19 protein-coding genes are annotated in these 24,061 nt (G+C 63.3%); all 19 read left to right on the top strand.

The window, feature by feature from the left end; translation table 11 throughout:
- Position 1: 1 nt before the first annotated feature.
- The 19 genes from HNR05_RS16365 to HNR05_RS16455 all read left to right on the top strand — a co-directional run bounded on the left by HNR05_RS16365 (position 2) and on the right by HNR05_RS16455 (position 23,902).
- Positions 2-1,279 (top strand): DUF5684 domain-containing protein, encoded by a 1,278-nt coding sequence (locus HNR05_RS16365; protein ID WP_179580103.1) that lies wholly within the window; start codon positions 2-4, stop codon positions 1,277-1,279.
- A gap of 2 nt (positions 1,280-1,281) precedes the next feature.
- Positions 1,282-2,175: a PP2C family protein-serine/threonine phosphatase gene (locus tag HNR05_RS16370; protein ID WP_179580104.1), complete on the top strand. Its 894-nt coding sequence runs from the start codon at positions 1,282-1,284 to the stop codon at positions 2,173-2,175.
- On the top strand, positions 2,159-2,803 hold the full coding sequence (locus tag HNR05_RS16375) for a hypothetical protein (protein WP_179580105.1): 645 nt from the start codon (positions 2,159-2,161) through the stop codon (positions 2,801-2,803). The genes HNR05_RS16370 and HNR05_RS16375 overlap by 17 nt, the downstream gene beginning before the upstream one ends.
- 47 nt (positions 2,804-2,850) lie before the next feature.
- The gene (locus tag HNR05_RS16380; RefSeq protein WP_460578311.1) at positions 2,851-4,461 is read left to right on the top strand and encodes a variant leucine-rich repeat-containing protein; all 1,611 of its coding nucleotides are present in this window, start codon (positions 2,851-2,853) and stop codon (positions 4,459-4,461) included.
- A gap of 44 nt (positions 4,462-4,505) precedes the next feature.
- Entirely contained in the window at positions 4,506-6,431 is a 1,926-nt protein-coding gene (locus tag HNR05_RS16385) for a DUF7937 domain-containing protein (RefSeq protein WP_179580107.1), read from the top strand.
- Positions 6,432-6,877: 446 nt separating this feature from the next.
- On the top strand, positions 6,878-8,545 hold the full coding sequence (locus tag HNR05_RS16390; protein WP_179580108.1) for a GspE/PulE family protein: 1,668 nt from the start codon (positions 6,878-6,880) through the stop codon (positions 8,543-8,545).
- On the top strand, positions 8,545-10,536 hold the full coding sequence (locus tag HNR05_RS17830; RefSeq protein ID WP_281369834.1) for a type IV pilus twitching motility protein PilT: 1,992 nt from the start codon (positions 8,545-8,547) through the stop codon (positions 10,534-10,536). The genes HNR05_RS16390 and HNR05_RS17830 overlap by 1 nt, the downstream gene beginning before the upstream one ends.
- A complete protein-coding gene (locus tag HNR05_RS16400; protein WP_179580109.1) occupies positions 10,536-11,765 on the top strand; it encodes a type II secretion system F family protein in 1,230 nt (409 codons plus the stop codon). Before HNR05_RS17830 ends, HNR05_RS16400 begins: the two co-directional genes overlap by 1 nt.
- Before the next feature lie 186 nt (positions 11,766-11,951).
- Positions 11,952-12,428: a type IV pilin protein gene (locus HNR05_RS17835; RefSeq protein ID WP_343062651.1), complete on the top strand. Its 477-nt coding sequence runs from the start codon at positions 11,952-11,954 to the stop codon at positions 12,426-12,428.
- Between the two features lie 90 nt (positions 12,429-12,518).
- Positions 12,519-13,124 (top strand): type IV pilus modification PilV family protein, encoded by a 606-nt coding sequence (locus tag HNR05_RS16410; RefSeq protein WP_246318716.1) that lies wholly within the window; start codon positions 12,519-12,521, stop codon positions 13,122-13,124.
- Complete coding sequence (locus tag HNR05_RS16415; protein WP_179580111.1) at positions 13,117-13,761, top strand: PulJ/GspJ family protein; 645 nt, start codon at positions 13,117-13,119, stop codon at positions 13,759-13,761. The genes HNR05_RS16410 and HNR05_RS16415 overlap by 8 nt, the downstream gene beginning before the upstream one ends.
- On the top strand, positions 13,758-15,416 hold the full coding sequence (locus HNR05_RS16420; protein ID WP_179580112.1) for an RICIN domain-containing protein: 1,659 nt from the start codon (positions 13,758-13,760) through the stop codon (positions 15,414-15,416). Before HNR05_RS16415 ends, HNR05_RS16420 begins: the two co-directional genes overlap by 4 nt.
- Entirely contained in the window at positions 15,413-16,297 is an 885-nt protein-coding gene (locus HNR05_RS16425; RefSeq protein WP_179580113.1) for a prepilin peptidase, read from the top strand. The genes HNR05_RS16420 and HNR05_RS16425 overlap by 4 nt, the downstream gene beginning before the upstream one ends.
- A 36-nt stretch (positions 16,298-16,333) precedes the next feature.
- Positions 16,334-17,383 (top strand): type IV pilus assembly protein PilM, encoded by a 1,050-nt coding sequence (gene pilM / locus HNR05_RS16430; RefSeq protein ID WP_179580114.1) that lies wholly within the window; start codon positions 16,334-16,336, stop codon positions 17,381-17,383.
- Entirely contained in the window at positions 17,380-18,060 is a 681-nt protein-coding gene (locus tag HNR05_RS16435) for a hypothetical protein (protein ID WP_179580115.1), read from the top strand. The genes pilM and HNR05_RS16435 overlap by 4 nt, the downstream gene beginning before the upstream one ends.
- A gap of 3 nt (positions 18,061-18,063) precedes the next feature.
- A complete protein-coding gene (locus HNR05_RS16440; RefSeq protein ID WP_179580116.1) occupies positions 18,064-18,771 on the top strand; it encodes a hypothetical protein in 708 nt (235 codons plus the stop codon).
- Positions 18,772-19,159: 388 nt separating this feature from the next.
- On the top strand, positions 19,160-20,830 hold the full coding sequence (locus HNR05_RS16445; RefSeq protein ID WP_343062652.1) for a GspE/PulE family protein: 1,671 nt from the start codon (positions 19,160-19,162) through the stop codon (positions 20,828-20,830).
- A 30-nt stretch (positions 20,831-20,860) separates the two neighbouring features.
- Positions 20,861-22,672 carry a PilT/PilU family type 4a pilus ATPase gene (locus HNR05_RS17840; RefSeq protein ID WP_281369835.1) on the top strand — a complete coding sequence of 604 codons (1,812 nt, stop codon included), beginning with the start codon at positions 20,861-20,863 and terminating at the stop codon, positions 22,670-22,672.
- A complete protein-coding gene (locus HNR05_RS16455; RefSeq protein ID WP_179580117.1) occupies positions 22,673-23,902 on the top strand; it encodes a type II secretion system F family protein in 1,230 nt (409 codons plus the stop codon).
- Positions 23,903-24,061 lie beyond the last annotated feature (159 nt).

Genomic DNA, 24,061 nt, shown 5'->3' on the forward strand with positions numbered 1-24,061 from the left:
AATGGATAATTCAAGTACTGCAGGTGCCGCTGTCGGCATCATTGTGGCGGCGGTGTTCTGCGTCGGCATCTATGTCTTGCTCGGCGCATCACTCGCTGCTGTTTTTCACAAGTTCGGCCAGCCCCGCTGGAAGGGCTGGGTGCCGATTGTCAACTCGATCACGCTTCTCGAGCTCGGTGGTTACTCGACCCTGTGGGTGATTACGCTCTTTCTGCCGGTCGTGCACATCGTGGGCGCTGTGGTGCTGATCCTTGCGGTCAACAACATCAACCGGAGATTCGGCAAAGGCGGCGGGTTCACCGTGCTCTATGTCTTTCTGCCCCCTGTCTGGTCGAGCATTCTCGGCTTCGGCAGTGCCCAGCCGGTCGACGGTTCGGCACACGCCGGACTGGCTCAGGATGAGCGATTCGTTCCCAGCGTGCCGCCCGTGACCTGGGGCGGACCCTCGGCAGTATCGGCTCAGCCAACTCTCGGGCTGCCGCCGGCTCCGTTTGGGTCGGTTCCGCCGGCGCCTGCTGCTCCGTTTGGGTCGGTTCCTCCGGCGCCTGCTGCTCCGTTTGGGTCGGTTCCTCCGGCGCCTGCTGCTCCGTTTGGGTCGGTTCCTCCGGCGCCTGCTGCTCCGTTTGCGTCGGCTCCGCCGGCGCCTCCTACGCCTCCGGCGCCTGCTGCTCCGTTTGCGTCGGTTCCGCCGGCGCCTGCTGCGCCTGCGGCTCCGTTTGGTTATGCGCCACCGACACCGCCCGCAGCCGCTGCGCCGCCGACAACGCAGAACGAGTGGGCCCCCCCGATCAGCCAAGTGCCCGGAATCGTCGTCGCTCCGTCCGCGCCACACCGAGAGCCCGACGTCATCGATGGGCCGACCATTATTACCGGGCGCACGCCGTTCCTCGATCAGGAGGACCCAGCCGATGCCGATGAACTCGACGAGACCGTCATCACGGCTCGTCGTGCAAAGCCGTGGATCTTTGAGACCGAAGAGGGACAAAAGGTGACGCTGACACACGCCGTCGTTCTGCTCGGACGCAACCCGTCGCGAGACACGCATCCCGAGGCGCAGCTTATTTCGGTGAAGGACGCGGGCAAGACAGTGTCAAAGACCCACGCCCGCATCGAACTCGTCGATGGGGCCTGGTCGATCACGGATCTGCATTCCACGAACGGCGTCATGCTGAAGGCCGACGGAGGCAACGAGAATGAGCTCGCGGCCGGCACCACTGCTGTGCTGACCGAGGAATTCATCCTGGGTGAACTGCCCGCGCGGATCTACCTGGAGCGCTAAGAATGACGCACAAGGCCGAGGTGACCGGTGTCCTGTCGACGGTGGCGCTCACCGCCGGATTCCGCACCGACATTGGCCGCAAGCGTGCGGCGAACGAGGATTCGCTTTTGGCGGCCTCGCCCGTCTTTATCGTCGCTGATGGTATGGGCGGGCACGAGGCCGGCGACCGGGCGAGCGCTGCGGTCATCGCCGAGTTCAGCCTCCTGGTCGGCCGAGACGACGTGACCGCCGCTGAGATCGCTGCGGCGGTCGATCGGGCGCATGCTGCAGTACGCGACATTGCCGACGGAACCAAGAAGGGCGCCGGAAGCACGCTCACCGGTTTCGCTCTTGTGCGCCACGAGGGCAGAAGCTGCTGGCTGGTGATGAATATCGGTGACTCCCGGGTTTACCGGCTGTTCGGAACCGAGCTTGTACAGCTCACCGTCGACCACTCTGTGGCTCAGGAACTCGTCGATGCCGGCGCGCTCAGGCCCGAGGATGTGGCCACCTACCCACGCCGCAATGTGATCACCCGCGCCGTGGGCGCACCGGAGAGTGACGCCGACTATTGGCTGTACCCGGTGACGACAGGCGAGCGTCTTCTGGCCTGTTCTGACGGGTTGAGCGGCGAACTGAGCGACGAAACGATTCGTGCTGGGCTGACGCTCGGTGGAAGCACCCAGCACACTGCCGATTTGCTTCTTGGCCAGGCGCTCGAACGGGGTGGCCGCGACAACATCTCACTCGTTGTCGTCGACGTGCTCTCTGCGTCGTCACCGCGCGATGCCGCCCTCGACTCCGACGGTTACGGGTGCGAGTTTGACGACGTCAGCGATGACACCGTCGTCGTGCGAACAGACGACACGCGCGAAGTGCCGGGTCGACGGGGGCGTCCATATGCACTCCGACGATGAAACGGTTCTCGGGCGTGGTGTCCGAGACGACGATGAAACGGTTCTCGGGCGTCGTGTCCAAGACGACGATGACACGGTTCTCGGACGTCGTGTCCGAGACGACGATGACACGGTTCTCGGACGTGCTGCAGCACCCACGGCATCCGTCGTGCCGGCCGAAGACGATACCGTGCTCGTGCCTCGCGATCCGGCGAGTACGACGCGTGTCGTGGGGCCGGGCTCAGCGGAATCTATCGAGCGTGGCCCGCTCGACGACGACGCGACGCGGCTCTCTGCGCGTCACGACGAGCCTGATCGCACCCAGCTGAGCACACGCCGGTCGCCGTCCCCCCACACGGGGGAGCCAACCGTTCAGGTCGCCGGTGCGTCGCGAACGCCGGACGTGCCAGTGGGTGCAACGGAACGCTACGGAGTGCGGGAACAGGCTCCGCAGCTCTCGCTGACGCGCATCGACCTGCGAGCCGGCGACCCCCGTGTGACGCTTCCCGCCTCAGCCGAGCAGATCAGAACGAATTCCGCCCAACGTGCCCGCGGTCGCAGCTTCGCCGCACTCGGCGTGATCATCGGAGTCACGGTGCTCATCGCGGCGGCGGCGATCCTGGCGATCGTCGTGATTGCGTCCCTCTAACCCACGAGCATCCGTATTAGATCCGAGGAGCCACACCCGTGAGCATCATGAACCATCAGTTCTACTCTGAGGCCGCCCACCCCCTGACCGCGCAGGTTCGGCTCGCAGAGCTGGCATCCGCCTACCCCGAACTGCACCCGGTGATCGCCGACAACCCAGCGTGCTATCCCGGGTTGTTGGAATGGATGCGTTCGGTGGGCACTCTGCCGGATGTTGTGTCATTCGAAGCTGCAGCGGCGAGCGTTGAGCCGGCTGCCCCCACGCAGCCCGTCGCGCACGCGGGGGACCCGTTTGGTCAACCCGCGTGGCAGTCTGGTCAGCAGCCGGATCCGTTCGGCCGACCGGCCTCGCCCTACGGCCAGCCGGGAGCGACTGGTGGAGCCGTGCCCGGCACCGGCATCCGCCGCACGAAACCATGGATCATTGGCGGGGCAATCGCACTTGTCGTTCTGTTGGCAGGCGGCGGTGCGTGGGCATACGCCGGCATCTTCTCAAAACTAGGCGGCGCTTCGAGCCCGCAGGCTGCAGTGTCGAAGCTCCTGAACGGTGCAGCCGAGCTCGACATGCTGAGCATCTACGGTTCGCTGTCGCCCGCTGAGGTCGGGTCGTTCAAAGCGGCCGTTGAGAAGCTCGGCACACTCGAGTCAGAGAACGAAGACGGCACCCAGATCGACTATCAGAAGACGCTCGAGCGCGCGATGAAGAGCATGTCGGTGTCGATGACTGACCTCGAATTCGACACCGAGGAGATCGCCGAGGGGATCGCCACAGTCGCGCTGACAGCCGGAGAGCTGCGGGTCGACGCCGATGCCGACGCGCTCCTCGACACGATGTTCGAGGCAGTTCGACCCCAACTCGTGGCTCAATACGAGTCGTTCGGCTACGACAGCGACGCGATCGACCTCGAGCTCGAACGCACGCGCGCCAGCGCTGCCGACGACTTGACTGAGGTGCTCCCCTACTCGCTAACGGCGAAAGAGGTCAGCGACGAACTGGGACGTGACTTCACGCTCGTCACTGTGAACGAGGGTGGCTCGTGGTACGTGAGCCCACTGCTCAGTCTCGGTGAAATGGCCTTTCAACAGCGCGGAGACAACGCGAAGCGTGGAAAGCTCGTTGCCGCTTCAGCGGTTGAAAACTATGCCACGCCTGAGGAGGCCGTCGGCGGGTTGGCGACGGCTGTGGCGAAGTTCGTACAAACCGGCAGGTCGACGAGCCTTGCCGCAGCGCTTCCTCTGGCCGAACGCCGCTTTGTGAGCCTCTACGGCGAGACGTGGGGAGCCGGAATTAATGGTTCCACAACCGTCGACATCGGTGATGTCGACGTCTCCGCCGTCGAAAGCGGCGGTGTTGCTCGAATCGAGCTGGACAACCTCTCGGTGTACGGAAATAGCGGGAGCGGCCAGTGGCAGGTTGACCTGTCTGGCATCTGTGCGGTCGCTGACTTCGGATACAGCGACTCCCGAGGCTGCCTTGACGACATTCCTGTTCTTGACAAGCTCGGGGCCTCCGACATACGCCTGATCGCCGTGAAAGAAGGCTCCGGATGGTTCGTGAGTCCGCTCCGCACAGCATCCGACATCGCAGCCATTGCCGCAGAGAACCTGGCGGGCATGAGCAAAGACGGCAGCCTGAACGATCTACTCGCCGGTAATTGACGCCGGAGCCGGCTGTCCCTTTTCTTCACCAGATTGGAATCGACATGACTTTCGACCCGCTGAATCCGCAGGGACAGCAGCCGACGTATCCACCGGCTGGGCAGCCGGGCTACGCCCAGCAGGCTCCCGTACAGCCGCAGCCACACTCCGCTCAGCCACAGTATGAGCAGCAGCAGCAGCAGCAGCAGCAGCAGCAGCAGCAGCAGCAGTACGGCACGCCGCAGTACGCGCAGCAGGTGCCGCACGCGCCGCGACCAAACCCGTTTGCGGGGGTTCCGATTTCTGACTGGGCCCGTGACGGCGGTGCACTGCTGTTGCTGCTGATCTCCCTCGCATTGCCGTGGAAGCTACAGAGCTCAGACTTCATGTCGTTCTTTGCGCAGGTTGGGGCGTCGGGCCGCATTGAGGTCATCCTGATCACCCTCGTGTCGGTGTTCTCGCTGAGCGTCACCTACCTCGCACGGGCCGGCGTCTTTCCGCCGACCGTCGGAACGCAGACTGTGTGGCTCATCCGTTTGCTGGCTAACCTGCCGTATCTGCTGCTCGTCGTGGTCTACATGGTGCTCGATGCGACGCAGTCGAACGCTCCGGCCGGGCTCGGTTACGCAGCGGCATTCGGACTTGCCGGGGCCTTCCTCGCCGCTCAGCCGCGTCAGGCCGAAATCGGGGGTGTGACAGCAGCACACCCTGTCGCACAGCTCTGGCGGCGGATAACCGTCGGCTACGCCGTGGTCGCGGGGCTCAGCTTTTTTGCAGCGCTCGTGCTCGGACTGTTGTCGGTATCGGGTAATAGATTGAGCCCCCTCCTGGTCATCGGTTCGGTACTCGCGGTGCTTTTCGGTGCTGCTGCCGTGCTGATTCCGCTCATTGGCATCATCCGCGGCAGCGCGATCTGGCTCACTCTTGCAGTGGCGCTGGGGTCGATCGCCGTCGGTGTTGTGGTCATCGACGCGTTCACCGGTTTCTCCCTGTCGACGAAGGGGATCGGAACCATGCGAGGTGGTGGGTACCCGGTCATCCTGTTGGCTGGTCTGCTCGGAGTCGCCACCTCGCCGGCTCTGCGCGTGAGCATGAAGCACATACCGCCTCTGACGCGGTGGTTTGCTGTCGCCTCGACCGGGTTCGTGTTGATACTCGCCACCGCAGGGTTCACTCTTCTTCTCGTCATCAGCACACTGATCGTGAGCGATACCGGTACGTCGACGACGGGTCTCTCCATCGGAAGCATCGTCGTTGTGACGGGAGCGATCATCGTCGCCGTCATCGCCCGGACCTTTCTCCGGTCGAATCCAGCCGGGAGCCAGTGGCTCGTTCTCGGCCTCACGGGAGCCATCATGGTTCTTGGAATCGTCTATTTCGTGATGCTCAATTCGATGGAATTGAGGTTCGGTGACGGTTCGAACGTGTATGACGTTTTCATCAGCTCGGGGAACATCACGTTCTTCCCTCTTGTGAGTCTGTCCGCCTCGTTGCTGTGGGCCCTGGTCTTGGCATTCGGGCTCCCTCTCGTTGTGGTCTTTGCCTTGACTGTTCCCGCGCCGGTGCGAGAGTACTACCGCCAGTACGCTCCCGTGCGCGTGCAGCCGGCCGAGGGGCAGTACGCAACGGCGCAGGGCTACCAGGCCGCAGGGTACCGACCACCGACCCCGCAGGCTCCCGCCTTCGACGCGGCCGGCGTGGGGCCGGCGGATTCCGTGCAGCCCGTTTTTGCCGCACCTGTGCAGCCGCAATTCGTTGCTCCGGTGCCGGCACCTGTACCGGCACCTGCAAGCGAGCCGCTCACCGGTGTTGCGGCCGAGGCGGCAGACCCAACTACGTCGGCCGAGCGCCTCTTCGCGATCGCCTCGGAGGGGTCAGACCACTGGGCGCTTCTCGCGGGGAACCCGAGCACCTACGCGGATCTGTTGCAGTGGCTCGGTCAGTCACCAGACCCAATGGTGCAGGCCGCTCTGCGGGCCCGGGGTCTGTAGCGCGGGTGCGGTTGCCCGCACGTATGCGCGGGTCAGGGTCTTAGTAATCAGGACCGTTCAACGCGCGGGCCCGGCAACCGAAAGGTAGGCGGGGCACGATGGTCGGAACCGTCGCGCGCACGGACCGTTGTGCTGACCCTCGGAGACGAAATTCGCTGCACCCGGGCGGTCGCATCGTGCGGGACTTCGGCCCCGCGACATCGACGCGCCTGAGGGGCTGAAAAGGGCTGTTTTGCCACTTTGTACCCCGCTCGAGGGGCGACTTTTGCGTGTCTGAAAAAGATGCCCCCCGGGTGAGGGTAGAGTCCCGTCGTTGTACGGCTTGCGGCCTGATTTCAAGGCGATAGCGTTGAAATGTCCCGAAAATACAGGCCTCCGCTTACAAATCTGTTGGCCTGGCTTGCCCATCCTGGGAGAGACCCGTACCCGAGTCGGGGGAGAAAACTTTGGCCACACTGACCGACATTTTGATTCTGCACGGCTCGCTTCCGATCGAGCACGTTGACGCGTTGCGCGCGGGGGAATCTGACGAATCAGTCGTGCGCGCGCTCGTCGAGCAGAAGGTACTGACCGAGACCCAAGTCGCTCAGGCACGGGCCGTTCAAGCCAATCTGCCGTTCGTTGAGCTGCTGGACTACCCGGTTGACCCCGCCGCAGTCGGTCTGGTCGCGGCCACCATCTGCCGCAGGCACACAGTGCTGCCGATCGGCATCGACAATGGTCGGCTGCTGCTCGCGATGGTCGATGCGGGCAACGTCTTGGCCATCGACGATGTGCGCGCAGCGGCATCCATGCCCGTCTACCCGATCGTGGCCGAGAGGTCCGACCTTCAGGCCGCGATCGGCCGCTATCTTCGAGCCGACAATGAGCTGAACAATCTCACGAACACGCTCGAAGAAGAGAGTGGACCGGCCGAAGCGGCAACCTTCGGCAACGCCGATACGACCGATGAAGACGCTCCCATCGTGCGCTTTGTGAATCTTCTGGTGAGTCAGGCGATTCAAGACAAGGCCTCCGATATCCACATCGAGCCCGGTGAAAACGATCTGCGCGTGCGCTACCGCATCGACGGAGTCTTGCACGAGATGCAAAGCGCCCCGCGAAGCATCAAAAACGGCGTGATCTCTCGTCTGAAGATCATGAGTGACATCGACATTGCGGAGCGCCGTAAACCACAAGACGGGCGGATGTCGGTCAGTCACGGCGGCCGCAAGATTGACCTGCGTGTCGCCACCCTTCCCACGGTCTGGGGCGAAAAAGTTGTCATGCGAATTCTCGACAACACGAACACCAGCCTGAACGTGCGCGATCTCGCCATGTTGGATCACAACCTCGCCGCCTACCAAGCCTCCTACGTCAAGCCCTATGGCATGATCTTGGTCACGGGCCCGACTGGCTCGGGCAAGTCGACGACTCTCTATACGACCCTCGGCGCGGTCGCCCGGCCCGAGATCAATGTGATCACAGTCGAAGACCCGGTCGAGTACCGCATGGCCGGGATCAACCAGGTTCAGGTCAACACCAAGGCGGGCCTCACGTTCGCGAGCGCGTTGCGATCCATCCTCCGAAGCGACCCTGATGTCGTGCTGCTTGGTGAGATCCGCGACCACGAGACCGCCCAGATCGCCATCGAGGCGTCGCTCACCGGCCACCTCGTGCTGTCGACGTTGCACACCAACGATGCACCGAGCGCGATCACCCGCTTGACTGAAATGGACATTGAGCCATTTCTGGTGGGGTCCGCCCTCGACTGTGTGGTGGCGCAGCGTCTCGCTCGCCGACTCTGCGAACGGTGCAAAAAGCCGGCGGTCATCGACGATGACTATCTGACTCGTTTGGGATTCAGCTTCGCTCCCCACCGCGCCCCGCCAACGATCTACCAGCCGAATGGGTGCAGTAGCTGCTCCCAGACGGGATACCGCGGCCGGATCGCCATTCACGAGGTGATGACCGTCACCGAAGAGATCGAGCGTCTCGCCGTCGGACGGGCTTCGAGCACGGAGATCGGCCGCGTGGCGCGTGAGCAGGGCATGATCGGCCTGCGTGACGACGGCTGGGCCAAGGCCCAACTGGGATTGACCTCAATCGAAGAGATTTTCCGGGTGGCGTCATAATGCCAACCACCGATGACCAGGGAGACACGATGGACAAGCCGATACTGGAGATTCCTGTCATGACCGACGGGGCAGAACTCAACGGACGGATGCCGGGGCTCGAACGCAAGCCGGGTCTCACGTTGCCGGCGAGCCAGCCGGGACTGACGCTGCCGACAGCGCGCCCGGATGCGACCACGCCGCTATATCAGGAACAGCTGCAGCCGCCTGAGCGTGACGGCGCCACACCCCGCACTGCACCGCGCGTTCTGTCGGGCGTCGCTGCAGCCGAAGCCGCCTACCAGGCGGCCGTCGCGGCTGCGGATGCGGCTGAGACCCGTACGGCTCGCGCAACCGTCGAATCCGTTGCCCCCGCGGCCCCGCACGATCCCCCAACCCTCGCTCTGCCCGTGATGCGGATCGCCGATCCGGGTGCCGTCGTGCCGATCACGGTCGAGCCGGAACCTATTTCACCCATCATCTTCCCGCCGGTCGTTGTCGTGGAGCCTGTCGTGGCGCCTGTTGTGCAACCGCGCGTGCAGCTGCGCGTGGAGTCGCCTCTGGAGCCGCGCGTGGAACTGCACGCGGATGCAGTTGGAGCACCCGAGCCGCGACCAGCGGCGTTCGAGGTGGCCCCGATGGCCTTCCCGCCCGTGGCTGCTCCGGGTGCCGATCAGTTCGCTTCGCCGCGTCTGATTCCGACCATCGGCAGAAACGAAACACGCGCGGCGGCACGGGCCGAGGCGAAAGCAGCTGCGCTGGCCGAGGCCGAGGCCGAGGCCGCGGAACGCGAAGCGGTGCAGGGTGAGGCGCTGTCGCACGACGAGACCACGCCGCACGCGGAAGATCCGGGTGCGGCCAGACGTGCCGACCTCGACCTGATTGCGGCTCTCGAAGAAGTGATCGAGCGAAACGCCTCAGACCTGCATGTCACGGTCGGCGCTCCTCCGCGGATCCGTGTCGATGGGTCGCTGCAGACCATCGGCGGCGAAGCAGTCTGGACGAGCGACACTCTCACCCCCGCGCTGTACAGCCTGCTCAGCGACGAGCAGCGTGAACGGTTCGAGGCAGAGAATGAGCTGGACTTCGCCTTTTCCACGGGGGGTGCGCGTTTCCGCGTCAACTATTACCTGCAACGCGGTTCGATCGGCGGTGTGTTCCGCCTGATTCCCGGCGAGATCCGGCCGCTGAGAGACCTCGGCATGCCCGATGCCGTCGCGCAGTTTGCCGGACTGCCGCGCGGACTCGTGCTGGTGACCGGGCCGACCGGCTCGGGGAAGTCCACGACATTGGCGGCATTGATTGACCTCGTCAATCGCACGCGGGCCGATCACATTGTCACGGTTGAAGACCCGATCGAGTTCTTGCATGAGCACAAGATGGCGCTCGTGAATCAGCGTGAAGTCGGTCACGATACCCACAGTTTCGCGTCAGCGCTCAAGCATGTACTGCGGCAGGACCCGGACGTGATTCTCATCGGCGAGCTCCGTGACCTCGAGACAATCTCGGTGGCGCTGACCGCAGCAGAGACTGGGCACCTGGTGTTCGCCACCTTGCACACGCAGGATGCACCGCAGACCATCGACCGCGTCATCGACGTGTTCCCGGCCCATCAGCAGGAGCAGGTACGGGCACAATTGGCGGCGGCATTGCAGGGGGTGGTCTGTCAGACGCTGGTCAAGAAGTCCGGTGGGCAAGGTCGCGTCGTCGCTTCCGAGGTGATGATGATGACCCCGGCCATCGCCAACCTCATCCGTGAAGGCAAGACCTTCCAAATTTCGTCGATGATGCAGGCCGGACGGGATCTGGGCATGCACACCCTCGACCAGAGCCTCGCCGATCTGGTCAACCGCGGTCAGATCACGCGTCGTGCGGCCGAGGACAAGGCGCGTGACCCCGAAGGACTGAGCTCGCTGATCAACACGGCGGCGTCGCCCACCGAGGCTGCAGCCCGGGCGATGGCGGCCAGCGAAATCGACTTCGGTGACTCGTTCTCGCAGGTGGTGCGCTGATGGCTGTCGCGCAGGAATACGCGTACGCCGGCCGCAACTCGGCGGGAAAAGTTGTCAAGGGCAAACTGGAGGCATCCAACGAGGCCGCCGTCGCCGCGCGGCTCGCTGGCATGGGGCTGTCTCCGATTTCGATCACCGCCGAAGCTGAAGGCACCGGGCTGAACCGGGAAATCAACATTCCCGGGTTCACGAAGGGCGTCGATCTGAAAGACCTCGCCATCATGAGCCGTCAGATGGCGACCATGATCGGCTCGGGCCTGTCGCTGCTGCGTACCCTGAACATTCTGGCCGACCAGACCACGAATACCGTGCTGGCCCGGATCCTCCGGCAGGTGCGTGACGACGTCGAGACCGGCACCTCGATCTCGGATGCCCTGGCGCGGCATCCAGAGGAATTTCCGCCGATCATGATCAACATGGTGCGCGCGGGCGAAATCGGCGGGTTCCTTGACGGTGCCCTGGAATCGATCGCGGCCAACTTCGAAAAGGAAGTGAAGCTGCGCGACACCATCAAATCGGCCTTGACCTATCCGGTGATCGTGCTGGTGATGTCGTTGGTGGCCGTGATGGTCATGCTGATCTTCATCGTGCCGATCTTCGAGAGCATGTTCGCCGGCCTGGGCAGTGAGCTTCCGCTGCCGACCCAGATGCTGGTGGTGGCCTCAGAATCTATGGCCTACGTGGTGCCGATTCTGCTGGTCGCGATCGTCGTCTTTGGCGTGTGGTGGAAAAAGAACAAGAACACTCTCGCGGTGCGCAAGGTCAAAGACCCGATCATGCTGAAGTTGCCGGTCTTCGGGCCGCTGCTGCAGAAGGTGGCGGTGGCACGCTTCGCCCGCAACTTCTCGAACATGATCGGCGCGGGTGTGCCCATTCTTCAGGCGCTGAAGATCGTGGGTGAGACCTCGGGCAATTGGGTGATCGAGAACGCCCTCGCGGAGGTGTCCGACTCTGTGCGTCAGGGCCAGTCGATCTCGAAGCCGTTGCTCGCCCAGCCGGCCTTCCCGCCGATGGTGACGCAGATGATTGCGGTGGGCGAGGATGCCGGTTCGCTCGAGCTCATGCTCAACAAGATTGCCGACTTCTACGACGACGAGGTGCAGGCCGCTACCGAGCAGCTGACCGCCGCCATTGAGCCGCTGATGATCGCCTTCCTCGGCGTCGTCATCGGGGGGATGGTCATTGCGCTGTACTTGCCCATCTTCAGCATCTCGACTGTCGTGCAGTAGACGCAGCGGCGACGACGGATCACGCGAACGGGGGGCGCCTCACCGCGCTCTGCCGCTGATTCAGCGGGTTTTGGCAAATAATGCCCCCTAAATTCGGTCGCGCCGGGGCCGCTTCGCCTCATAGAGTTTTTATATCCCGATCGGCACCCGAACCGATTCCGCACCCTCCCAAGAATTGGACACACCGTGATCTCCCGAACGCTCATCGCACTGTCAGAACGCCGTCAGAACCTCGCCCCGAAGTCCGAGAACGAGAAGGGCTTCACCCTGATCGAACTCCTCGTTGTCGTCATCATCATCGGCATTCTTGCCGCTATCGCCATTCCGGTGTTCCTGAACCAGCGCCAGAGCGCTTGGCAGGCCTCGGTCGGCTCCGACCTGAAGAACGCGGCCATCGTCGTGGAGACCTACGGCACCACCAACAACGGTTCCTACGCTCTCTTCCCCGGAGACAAGATCGCGGTGAAGAACGTAAAGGGCACCATGACCGGTGGCGTTGCCGGTGGTTCCGAGAACATCAAGGTCTCGGATGGAAATACCGTCACCGTGACGATCGTCGACAACACCAAGTACACAATTGTGGGCGTCAACAGCAACGTCGACGGTACCCAGACCTACGACAGCTCACTGGGTGGCCTGCAGAAATGGGTCGGTAAGAAGTAGCACGACTCGAGCCCGCCCATGCGGGGCGTTGCCTCGGCAACGTCCCGCAGTCCCGTCTTTTCGCTCCGACACCCGATAGGAGACGCTGTGATGTTCAGACTGCCCAGTCAAGCGGCACGAGCCGACGACACCGGTATGACCCTGATCGAGGTTGTGATCGCCATCAGCCTCATCGCCGTGATCGCGACAGCTGCGATCGGCCTGAGCATCACCGGCGAGACCAGTTCCAAGGCACAGCAGCGTCAAGAGGTCGCTGTGAGCGTCGCAAACGAAGCGATGGAACGCGTGATCGCTGAAAGTCCTGTGGCGTTGTACGACGGCCGTACCGAGGCCGCAGTGACGCAGTCGTGGAACGAGAACGGCGAGGCCAGCGGCATCGACGCGACATTCATGGCCTGGGACAGGAGCCCCTCGGCGAGCAAACCGTTGCTGCTCGCCCCCAAGACGACGGTGACCAGAAACGGCACGATCTACACCGTTTACACTCTCATCGGCACCTGCAAACGCACGGTCGGCAGCAACGACTTCTGTACGAAATCGATCGGTTCGCCGCCGACATTCTCCGAGATGAACCGTGTCATGGTTGTCGTGAAATGGTCGGCCGGGGCACTCTGCGCCGGTCCCAAGCCGTGCAGCTACCAGGCGACGAGCTTGATTGACGCGAGCCCCGACCTCGACTGGAACCTCAATGGTTAAGGCCCGGGGTTCGAGCGAGAAGGCCCCCGATTCGGTCAGCGAGTTCGAGCGCGGGATGACGCTGATCGAGATGGTCGTCTCGATGACCATCTTTCTGATTTTCATTGCCCTGGTTCTCAGCACAACGGTGACGCTGGCTCAGAGCACCACGCGCACTCAACTCACCGCAGAGGCTTCTAATCAAGCGCTGTCGGTGTTCGGCGCATTTGATCGCCAGGTGCGGTACGCCGACGTCATTCTGCCCCCAACGAAGGGGGCCAGCGGCGCCTACTACGTCTCGTATCGCACGCCGCCCGGACTCACGAGTGGCGGCGGGGCAACCTGTACACAATGGCGCTATTCTCCAACGTCTGCGTTGCTGGAATCGCGAACCTGGACCGAAAAGCGCACGGGAGCGATGCCGCCCTACTCACTCAAGATGTCGCAGGTGATCCCTCGCGCGGGCGGGAAGTCCCCGTTCGAGCTCACGCCCATCGCCGAAGGCGGGCCAACGATGCAGTCGCTCACGGTCACCCTCAAGGCTGGAAATGACGACCTCAAGGCGGGGGCAGAGATGTCGACGACTTTCGTTGCACGTAACAGTTCGTCGGATGCGCCGGATCTCGATTCCGCGTGTTCGGCCGGAGAAATCAAATGAACCGAATGACTGTGGACCGCTGGCGCTCGACCCGCGAAATTCGTGCCCGTGGGTGCGAGGGGGAACAGGGCGTCGCAATACTGACAGCGCTGCTCTTCATGGTGCTCGCCAGCGGTCTCTCATTGGTGCTGCTCAGCGCAATCCTCGCGCAGTCGGTGCCGGCAGCCAACGCGCAACGGAACACCCGCACCATCTATTCGGCGCAAGCCGGCTTGCAAGACGCGCTCAATGTGATCCGCTCGGTCGACAAAACGTATGCGGGTGAGTCCTATGGCGATCGAACACGGCTGCCCTGCACGCTCACGGGCAATGTCGCCGGCGATCCGAGCGGAGCGTCGTACCGAGTCGCAGTCAGCTATTACAACGGGGACCCGACGGTGCCGACGTCCGCTGTGCTGCCGTGCACGTCCTCGGGCACGTCGAAAACACCCCGGTATGCGCTGATCACGTCGACCGGGCAGGACACGGCCATCGCCGTGTCGGGCCGGCCGAAGGGCAGCCGCACGGTTTCGGGTACGTACCAGTTCCGGCTGAAGAACCTCAATATCCCGGGCGGAAAGATCTTCGCCACGTTGATGCTGAATAACGGCACGGCCGCCGAGAGAAGGACCCCATTCTGCTGGACGGCCTGGTCGACGGCTCATCCGTCGCAGAAGACTCCGCCGCTCGACTCAGTGAACAAAGTGAAGTTCAGCCAGACATGCAATACGCCTGAAATGGAGCCCTACCAGAACTGGATCTACGGCGCCGATCACCAGCTGAAGCTGGCTCAGACTACCCACGATGGCCAGCCGGGCAGGTGCCTTGTCGGGCCAGACCCGACGGCTACCGACCCGCTCGAGGCGAAGATCGAGCCGTGTGCACCGGCCGACTCTCCGGAGGTTGGAAATCAGTTGTGGAGCTGGGGTAGTGGTCAAAAATGGTCGGGACCGCGACTCAAAACCCCCGCTGCCGGTGTCGACAACTATTGCCTCACCTTGGCCAGTTTCAAGGACGACGCGTTGAACAAATACAACCTGCGCGTGACGCGTGCGTGCCCAACGCACGGCGACGACGTGAGCTTCAACCCACAGGTCTCAGTGGGGGCTGGAAGCGCGAGTTACAAGTCGGGCCAACTCGTGAACTTCTTGGAGTTCGGCCGCTGCGCCGATGTGACCGGGAGTAAAATCGACTCGTCCTTCATGATCTCGTACCCGTGCAAGCAGAAGCTTGAAAATATCCCCGGCAGCGAAATTGAGTGGAATCACCTCTGGAGCTACAGTGAGCCGACCGCAGGGGCTCGAACAGCCCTGACGACGATCACGGTGAACAAAGGATCCAAATGGTGCCTCACCATGCCGTCGAGGCCCGGATACGTGACATTCAAGTCCTGCACCAACACCGCGTCGCAGAAATGGCTGCGGGTGGGAGACAGTGGCCGATATGCCGACAGTTTCGTGTTCAAAGATAGCGCCACGGGTAAACTCTGCCTGACTGCAGACGTGAACGGTGTTACCGGAGAGAGATATCAGCCTGCGGCTTTTGCCGGCAGCTCCGTCCGTTTTTCCAAGCTGACCGTGGCGAAGTGCGTTCCGGGTGATCTCTCCCAGAAATGGAATGCTCCAGCCGAAGTGGTCGACGCGAAGTTCGGCGGCTTCTCAGAGGAAGCCGGATGATCGCCCTGGCTGCGATTCCCGCCGTGCTCGGTCTGCTGATCGGCTCATTCCTGAACGTTGTCGTCTATCGGGTTCCACGCGGCCTCTCGGTTATTTCTCCGCCTAGTTCCTGCCCGCGCTGCGACGCCCAGATCAGGTCGTATGACAATGTGCCGGTGATGTCCTGGCTGCTGCTGCGCGGCAGATGCCGCACCTGCAGCGCGCCGATCTCGGCCCGGTACCCGCTCGTCGAGGCAGGAACGGCGCTGGCGTTTGTCGCCGTCGTGACGTGGTGGGCCGTTCAAGCCGATCTGGTTCAGCCGTTGGGGGTCCGTCTGGACATCCTTATGCGCACCGGAATGCTGTTGGGTGACCTGCCCACACTTGCCCAGACTGTCGCGTCGCTGCTGACGCTCGTCGCGTTCTTCTACCTGGCCGGAGTGAGCATCGCGCTGGCCCTCATCGACCTCGACGTGCAGCGACTACCCAATGTCATCGTGCTGCCCAGCTACCTCGTGGCTCTCGTGCTTCTCGGCACGGCCAGCGTTGTGAGCGGTGATTATGAGGCCGTGCTGCGCGGATGCGCCGGGCTGGCGATTCTCTGGTTGGTCTACTTTTTGATGGCCATGCTCTACCCCGGCGGAATGGGCTTCGGCGACGTCAAGCTCGCCGGTGTGCTCGGCCTGTACCTGGGCTATCTCGGCTGGGGTGAGCTGGCCGTCGGCGCGTTCGCCGCATTCCTTCTGGGTGGGCTTTTCGCGGTCGGGCTGCTCGTGACCAAACGTGCCGCCCGCACGAGCGGCATTCCCTTTGGCCCGTGGATGCTGGTGGGCGCCTGGCTCGGAATTTTCTTCGGCGCGTGGGTCTGGAGCGGCTACTTGTCGCTCATCGGACTCTCATAATTTTCGTTTCGTGATCAAGATAAAGAGGAATAACCAATGGCATCGAGCGTCGTAGGGATAGACATCGGCAGCAGCACGGTGCGCGCTGTCGAAGTCGTCGGCCCCGCCAAAGCCAAGCCAACGCTGGCCCGCTACTTCGAGGTGCCGCTTCCGGACGGGGCGGTGAGTCGTGGCGAGGTGTTGCAGCCGAAGACGGTGGCCAAGGCGCTGACCCAACTGTGGTCACAGGGCGGCTTCACAAGCAAAGACGTCGTGCTCGGCATGGGCAACCAGCGGGTGCTCGCGCGTGATCTGACGGTGCAGAAGATGTCGTTGAAGCACATTCGCGAGTCCTTGCCATTTGTGGTGCAGGAGATGTTGCCCCTTCCGGTGGCTGACGCGTTGCTCGACTTCTACCCGGTGTCTGAAGCGATGGGGGAGAACGGTCCGGTCGTCAAGGGTCTTCTCATCGCAGCCGTCAAAGATGCCGTTCTCGCCAACGTGAAGGCCATGGATTTGGCGGGGCTCAACACGGTTGACGTCGACCTTGTCCCGTTCGCACTGACGCGTGCCCTGATCTCTCGGGCTGGTGTCAGCGGGCTCGTCGCACTGATCGACATCGGGGCGAACACCACGAGCGTCGTGATCACTCAGAACGGGGTGCCCCAGTTTGTGCGGATCATTCCCACTGGGGGAGCCGACGTCACGGCAGCATTGCGAGGCGGTTTGGAGACGTCCTCCGCAGCCGCCGAGGGCATCAAGCGCACGCTCGGTTTGGCCGCCCAGGTTGCCTCGCTCGAGGAGAAGCAGGCCGTCGAGATCATCTATCAGGTCACCAGCGAGCAGCTCACGAGCCTGCGTAACACTCTGAACTACTTTGCGAATACGCGGCCGGGCGAGCCCATCAAACAGATTGTGTTGAGTGGCGGAGGGGCGCAGTTGCGAGGACTCCCGACGGCGTTGTCTGAGATGACTCAGTTGCAGGTCACGCCGGGCGATCCGAGCTTCAGCGTCACCCTCGCAAAATCGATTGATGCCACACATTTTCGGGCGCATGTGCCGACGTATTCGGTTGCACTCGGACTGGCTTTGGGGAGAACCGCATGAACACGCCGAAAGTGAAGAAATCTGATGTGCTGGAAATCGGCGGCGATCCGCGCGTCGACCTGCTTCCGCCCGAGGTGGGATTGGCCCGCAAGGCGATGGCGTTACGACGCCAACTCGGTGTGCTCGTCGTCGGTGTCGTGCTGGTAACCGTTGTGGGGACCGGTGCCTCATTCGGGCTGTCGGCGATCGCGGAGGGAATGCTGGCTGCTGAGCAGGAGCGCACAACCGTTCTGCTGGCCGAGCAGGGCAAGTTCCTGGAGGTGCGCGCCGTGCAGGGGGATATCGCGTTGGTGACGGCTGCGCAGCGCGTCGGCGTCTCGACCGAGATCAATTGGAAGAGCTACCTCGACCAGGTGCGCGCAGTGCTTCCCGGTTCGGTCGCCATCGACACCGTCAAGGTCGAGTCCGCGAGCCCGTTGGAAATCTACGCTCAGCCCACCACGCCGTTGCAGGGGGAACGAAGCGCAACGCTGGAATTCCGTGTGATCAGTGGTGTGTTCCCCGACGTCCCGGCCTGGCTGGTCAGCCTGGAGGGGTTGCCCGGTTTCGCTGATGCCCTGCCGAGCAGTGTCTCTTTGGAATCGGTTGACGGGGGCGCTCCGGTGTATTCGGTCAACATCACGATGCACGTCAATGAGGCCGCCTTTTCTCAGCGTTTCGAAACCCCCAAGGAATAGATCATGAAATCGAACAGAATCTGGGTACTCGGCTCCGTTGTCATCATGGTGGTCGTGCTGATGGTGGGCTGGAGCTTTGGGGTCCAGCCCCAGCTGGCCGCGACGGCTCTGGCGAATGAAGACCGGGCTTTCGCCTCTGATCAGAACGTGCAGCATGAGATCACTTTGGTGAAACTCAAAAAAGACTTTGAGGGTATCGACGCCCTGAAGGCAGAGCGGAACACACTGATGGTCTCGGTGCCGCGGCTCGTCGAGGCGCCTCGCTTCCTCAACGAGCTAGATGCGTTGGCGGCCGCCAACGGTGTGACGTTGACCGGGGTCACCCTGGACCAGCCTGAAGCCTATCTGTCGACCGTCCCCACTACTTCGCCGGATGCAGAGGGCGCTGAGGCCGGCTCCTCGTCAGGCGAAGCGGTCGCTCCCGCGACTCCTGCCGTGTCCGAAGTGGGGGCACCGCCTGTCACCGACCCGCTGATCACCCCGACCAGTATGGCTTCGCTGGCCGTGGAGGTCACCATCAGGGGAAGTTACGATCAGATTCTGAGTTTCGTCAACGGTTTGCAGACGCAGGGCCGACTGGTCATGGTCACTGGCCTGGAGACATCGATTGATCCCGTCACGCCGGATGTGGTGGAGGCTGCCATCAGGGGATTCATCTACGCGTTGCCCGGAGCCAGCGTACCGTTGCCCCCCGAAGCCGCAGCCGGCTAGACCTCGATCTACCGCATGGCCCTGGGAACAGGGCCGTTCTTGGCCCCTACCCCCACTCGTTCTGGGGGTAGGGGCTCTTTTGTATATTTTTTCGCGGAAACAGCAGCAGAATACCTGCGCGGTTCGGTGCCGCCTGGGGGACGCAGTGGGGGCTGCTTGCCAATGAAGACGGCACGCGGTGCATAAAAGTCGGCCCCGGAGGTCGTGACATTTTCTCACCTCAACGGGGGTGTCTGCGTTTGTATACCCCCACTGGAGGGGATGGTAAACGGCAGTTACCGGTGGATACTATGGGGCGCTCGTCCCGACGATCCCCGGACTGGAGAAGGTAATGAGTACTTTCTGCGACCCGGGTTCCGCCCAGAAACCCCGCCCGAGGGAGGTTTACGTGGCTACCCTGACCGAAATTCTGATTCTGCACGGCCTGCTTCCGATCGAACATCTTGACACGATGATGGCCGGTGACCCGGCCGATGAGAGTGCGGCTCGGGCGCTCGTTGACAGCGGTGTGATCACCGAGGTGCAATTCGCTCGGGCACGTGCCGCCCAAGCAAACCTGCCGTTCGTCGAACTCCTCGACTACGACGTCGACCGGCTGGCAGTCGCCCTGGTTCCGGCCGCGGTCTGCCAGCGCCACGATGTGCTGCCGATCGCTCTCGAAGGTGGGCGCCTGGTGTTGGCCATGGTCGACCCTGGCAATGTTTTTGCCGGTGATGATGTGCGTGCAGCGGCCGGAATGAGCGTCAAGCCCGTCGTCGCCGAACGCGAGGATTTGCGTGCGGCGATCGATCGCTATCACCGAGCCGACGACGAACTCAGTTCACTCACCTCGACAATGGAGGAGGAGAACGCGCCGGTCGAGGTCACCGCGTTCGGCGTCTCGGATCCTGGTGACGACGACGCACCAATCGTGCGCTTCGTGAATCTTCTGGTCAGCCAGGCAATCATCGACAAGGCCTCCGATATTCACATCGAACCGGGCGAGCACAGCCTGCGCGTGCGCTATCGCATCGATGGCGTTCTGCACGAGATGAGGGCCGCGCCCAAGAGTATCCAGAACGGCGTGATCTCTCGGCTCAAGATCATGAGCGACATCGACATCGCTGAGCGTCGCAAACCGCAGGACGGCCGCATGTCAGTCAGCCACGGCGGTCGCCAGATCGATCTGCGCGTCGCCACCCTGCCGACGGTGTGGGGCGAGAAAGTGGTCATGCGAATTCTCGACAATTCGAGTTCCAGCATGAGCCTGCGTGATCTCAGCCTGCTCGAGCGCAACTACCAGACCTATCAGGCCTCGTACACGAAGCCCTACGGCATGATCCTGGTCACCGGGCCGACCGGGTCCGGTAAATCAACGACGCTCTACACGACGCTGCACGCCGTTGCCCGACCCGAAATCAACGTCATCACGGTCGAAGACCCGGTTGAGTACCGCATGACGGGAATCAACCAGGTGCAGGTGAATCCGAAGGCGGGCCTCACCTTTGCGAGCGCGCTGCGCTCAATTTTGCGCAGCGATCCGGATGTCGTGCTGCTGGGAGAAATCCGAGACCACGAGACGGCGCAGATCGCCATCGAGGCCTCACTGACCGGCCACCTGGTGCTTTCGACGCTCCACACCAATGATGCGCCGAGCGCCATCACGCGGTTGACCGAGATGGGAATCGAGCCATTCCTCGTCGGGAGCGCACTGGACTGCGTGGTGGCCCAGCGGCTTGCGCGTCGGCTCTGCGACCGCTGCAAGCAGCCCGTGCAGTACGCAGCCGAGGACCTCATCCGGCTGCGCCTCGGTTTCGATCCGACGCTGGAGTTGCCTGTGATCTACCAGCCCGCCGGTTGTGCGAGTTGCTCGAACACCGGCTACCGCGGGCGCATTGCCATTCACGAAGTGATGGCGGTATCCGAAGACATCGAGCGTCTGGCTGTTGCGCGCGCCTCGAGCGCGGACATCGGCCGAACCGCTCGGGCGGAGGGCATGGTGACCCTTCGGGAGGACGGGTGGGAGAAGGCCAAGATGGGCCTCACCTCGATTGAAGAGATTTTGCGAGTCGTTGCCTAAAGACGCCCGCATGGTGAAAGGGGAACGAGCATGGACAAGCCGATTTTTGAGATTCCGATGACGCCGGCGGACGGATCCGGGAGTGATGACGGGTTGGGTGGCTGGGCGCCGTCGCGGGTGACGCCAACCGACGCCGATCGGCCGACTTTTGAGTCCCTGCTGGCCGAGCTCGCAGAGCAGTCCGCGACGCCGCTGCCGACGGCGAACCCGGTCTTCCCACCGAGCAGCCCAGCGGGGCCGGCCGGTCCGCCCAGCGGCTTGCCGGTGACTCAGCTGGCACCGCCCGCCGTTTCGTCAGTGTCTCCGCTGGCGCCTCCCACAGCCGCGCCGGCGTATGCGCCGGACCCCGCGCCGTACCTCATTCCAATTCCTCAGACCGCCCTGCGCCAGCCTGCCGGAGGTGCCTCACTCGCCGAGAGTACCGACGTTGAGCCGCCCGCGTTCACCGAGCCACCCGTCGAAACAGTGGCGTTCGCCGTGCAGGTCGAGGCCGCCTCAGAGTTCCCACCGCAGGCGGCAGCCGTGCTCCGACCATCACGCGCCGGCGAGGAGACTGACCGGCCGCTCGGTCGCACGGTTGCCTCCGGCCGTCGCGCTGCGGCGCCGCTCGTGCCCGAGGCCGAGGCGCCTCGGGTGTTCGTGCCGGTCGAACATGACGCCGCGCTGACCGAGGAGGAGCTGGCCGCTGTGAATCCGGCCGACCCCGAATTGCTCTTCGCGCTCGAAGAAGTGGTGCTGCAACACGCATCCGACCTGCACGTCACCGTCGGTGCGCCGCCGAGCCTCCGCATTGACGGTGCGCTGCAGCCCCTCATCGGCGCGCAGAAGTGGTCACGAGAGCGGGTGGAGGCGGCCCTGTACAGCCTGCTGAGCGACGAGCAGATCGTTCGGTTCGAACGCGAACATGAACTTGACTTCGCCTACGCAGCGGGTGGGGCGCGATTCCGCGTCAACTTCTATCTTCAACGCGGATCGGTGGGAGGAGCGTTCCGCCTGATTCCGCGTGACATCAAGCCGCTGGCCGACCTGGGGGTTCCCGCATCCGTCAGCCGGTTTGCCACGCTTCCCCGAGGTCTGGTGCTGGTGACTGGGCCCACCGGTTCAGGTAAGTCCACCACGCTGGCCGCCCTCATCGACCTGGTCAACCGCACCCGCGCCGACCACATCGTCACGGTCGAAGATCCCATCGAGTTCTTGCACCAGCACCAGATGGCGCTGGTGAACCAGCGTGAAGTCGGCCATGACACGCACAGCTTCGCCGCGGCACTCAAGCACGTTTTGCGGCAAGACCCCGACGTCATCCTGATCGGTGAGCTTCGAGACCTCGAGACGATCTCTGTCGCGCTGACGGCGGCCGAGACCGGCCACCTCGTCTTCGCCACGCTGCATACGCAGGATGCCGCGCAGACCATCGATCGAGTGATCGACGTGTTCCCGCCGCACCAGCAGGGCCAGGTGCGGGCCCAGCTCGCGGCCACCCTCCAAGGTGTGATCTGCCAGACCCTGGTGAAGAAAGCCCACGGCCGGGGCCGAGTCGTTGCAACCGAGGTGCTGGTCACGACCCCGGCCATCGGCAACCTCATCCGTGAGGGCAAGACCTACCAGATCACCTCGATGATGCAGGCCGGGGGCGCCCTGGGCATGCACACCATGGACCAGCATTTGGCCGACCTTGTGAATAGCGGTCAGATCACCCGCCGCTCGGCGCAGGAGAAGGCGCATGACGCCGAAGGCATCGCCCGCCTGATCAACCGAATCGAATCGCCGACCGAGGCTTCAGCGCAAGCCTTCGCGGCCACTGACATCGACTTCGGCGACTCGTACTCCGGAGTGGTGCGCTAAATGGCTACGGCACAGGCATACGCCTACACCGGGCGTAATGCGCAGGGCAAGACTGTCAAGGGGCGTGTGGATGCTCCGAGCGAGGGGGCCGTCTCCAGTCGCCTGCACGCGATGGGAATCTCGCCGATTTCTATCGCCGAGGCGCCGGAGGGCACGGGGCTGAACCGTGAGATCGCGATTCCGGGGTTCAGCTCGGGCGTTGGGCTGAAGGATCTCGCCATCATGAGTCGTCAGATGGCGACAATGATCGGGTCCGGTCTCTCGCTGCTGCGCGCCCTCAATATTCTGGCCGAGCAGACCGAGAATAAAACGCTGGCGAAAGTTCTTGCCCGCGTACGCGACGACGTTGAGACCGGCACGTCGGTGTCCGATGCGTTCGGCAAACACAGCGAGAGCTTCCCGCCGATCATGGTCAACATGATCAGAGCCGGTGAGGCTGGCGGTTTTCTCGACGGCGCGTTGGAATCGATCGCCGCGAACTTTGAGAAGGAGGTGAAGCTGCGCGACACCATCAAGTCGGCGATGACGTACCCGGTGATCGTGTTGGTCATGTCGCTGGTCGCCGTCGCCGTCATGCTCATCTTCATCGTGCCCATCTTCGAGGAGATGTTCTCGGGCATGGGCGGGGGGCTGCCCGCGCCCACCATGCTGCTGGTCTACCTCTCGCGTTCAATGATCTGGGTGGTACCGCTCGGGCTTGTCGGCGGCATTGCGTTCGGGCTGTGGTGGCGGGGGAACAAGAACACCGACCGGGTGCGCGGCGCGGTCGACCCGTTCATGCTCAAGCTTCCCGTCTTCGGCCGGCTTCTGAAGAAGATCGCGGTCGCTCGGTTCAGCCGCAACTTCTCGAACATGATCGGCGCGGGTGTGCCGATTCTGACCGCGTTGAAGATCGTGGGGGAGACCTCGGGCAACTGGGTGATCGAGAAGGCGCTCGTGGAGGTCGCTGAGTCGGTGCGACAGGGGCAATCGATCGCAGCGCCGCTGTTGGCCCAGCCAGTGTTCCCACCCATGGTCACACAGATGATCGCGGTCGGCGAAGACGCCGGTTCGCTTGAGCTGATGCTCGACAAGATCGCTGACTTCTATGACCAAGAAGTGCAGTCGGCCACGGAGCAGCTCACGGCCGCGATCGAGCCGCTCATGATCGCATTCCTCGGCGTTGTGATTGGCGGCATGGTCGTTGCCCTCTACATGCCGATTTTCAGCATTGCGAGCATGGTCAAATAGTCGCGTTTGTGAGCACAACCGCGCCGCGATCGTCGCCGAAGAAGCGATATTCGCGGCGCCCGCACGGGGGACAAGAAATGAGCCTTTACCCCCGGACTGGGGTGAGATTTTCTCAAATATACCCCTGTTCGCGGGGCGACACTGGGAGTTTTCTCCACA

The organism is Leifsonia psychrotolerans (assembly GCF_013410665.1).
GTDB lineage: Bacteria > Actinomycetota > Actinomycetes > Actinomycetales > Microbacteriaceae > Cryobacterium > Cryobacterium psychrotolerans_A.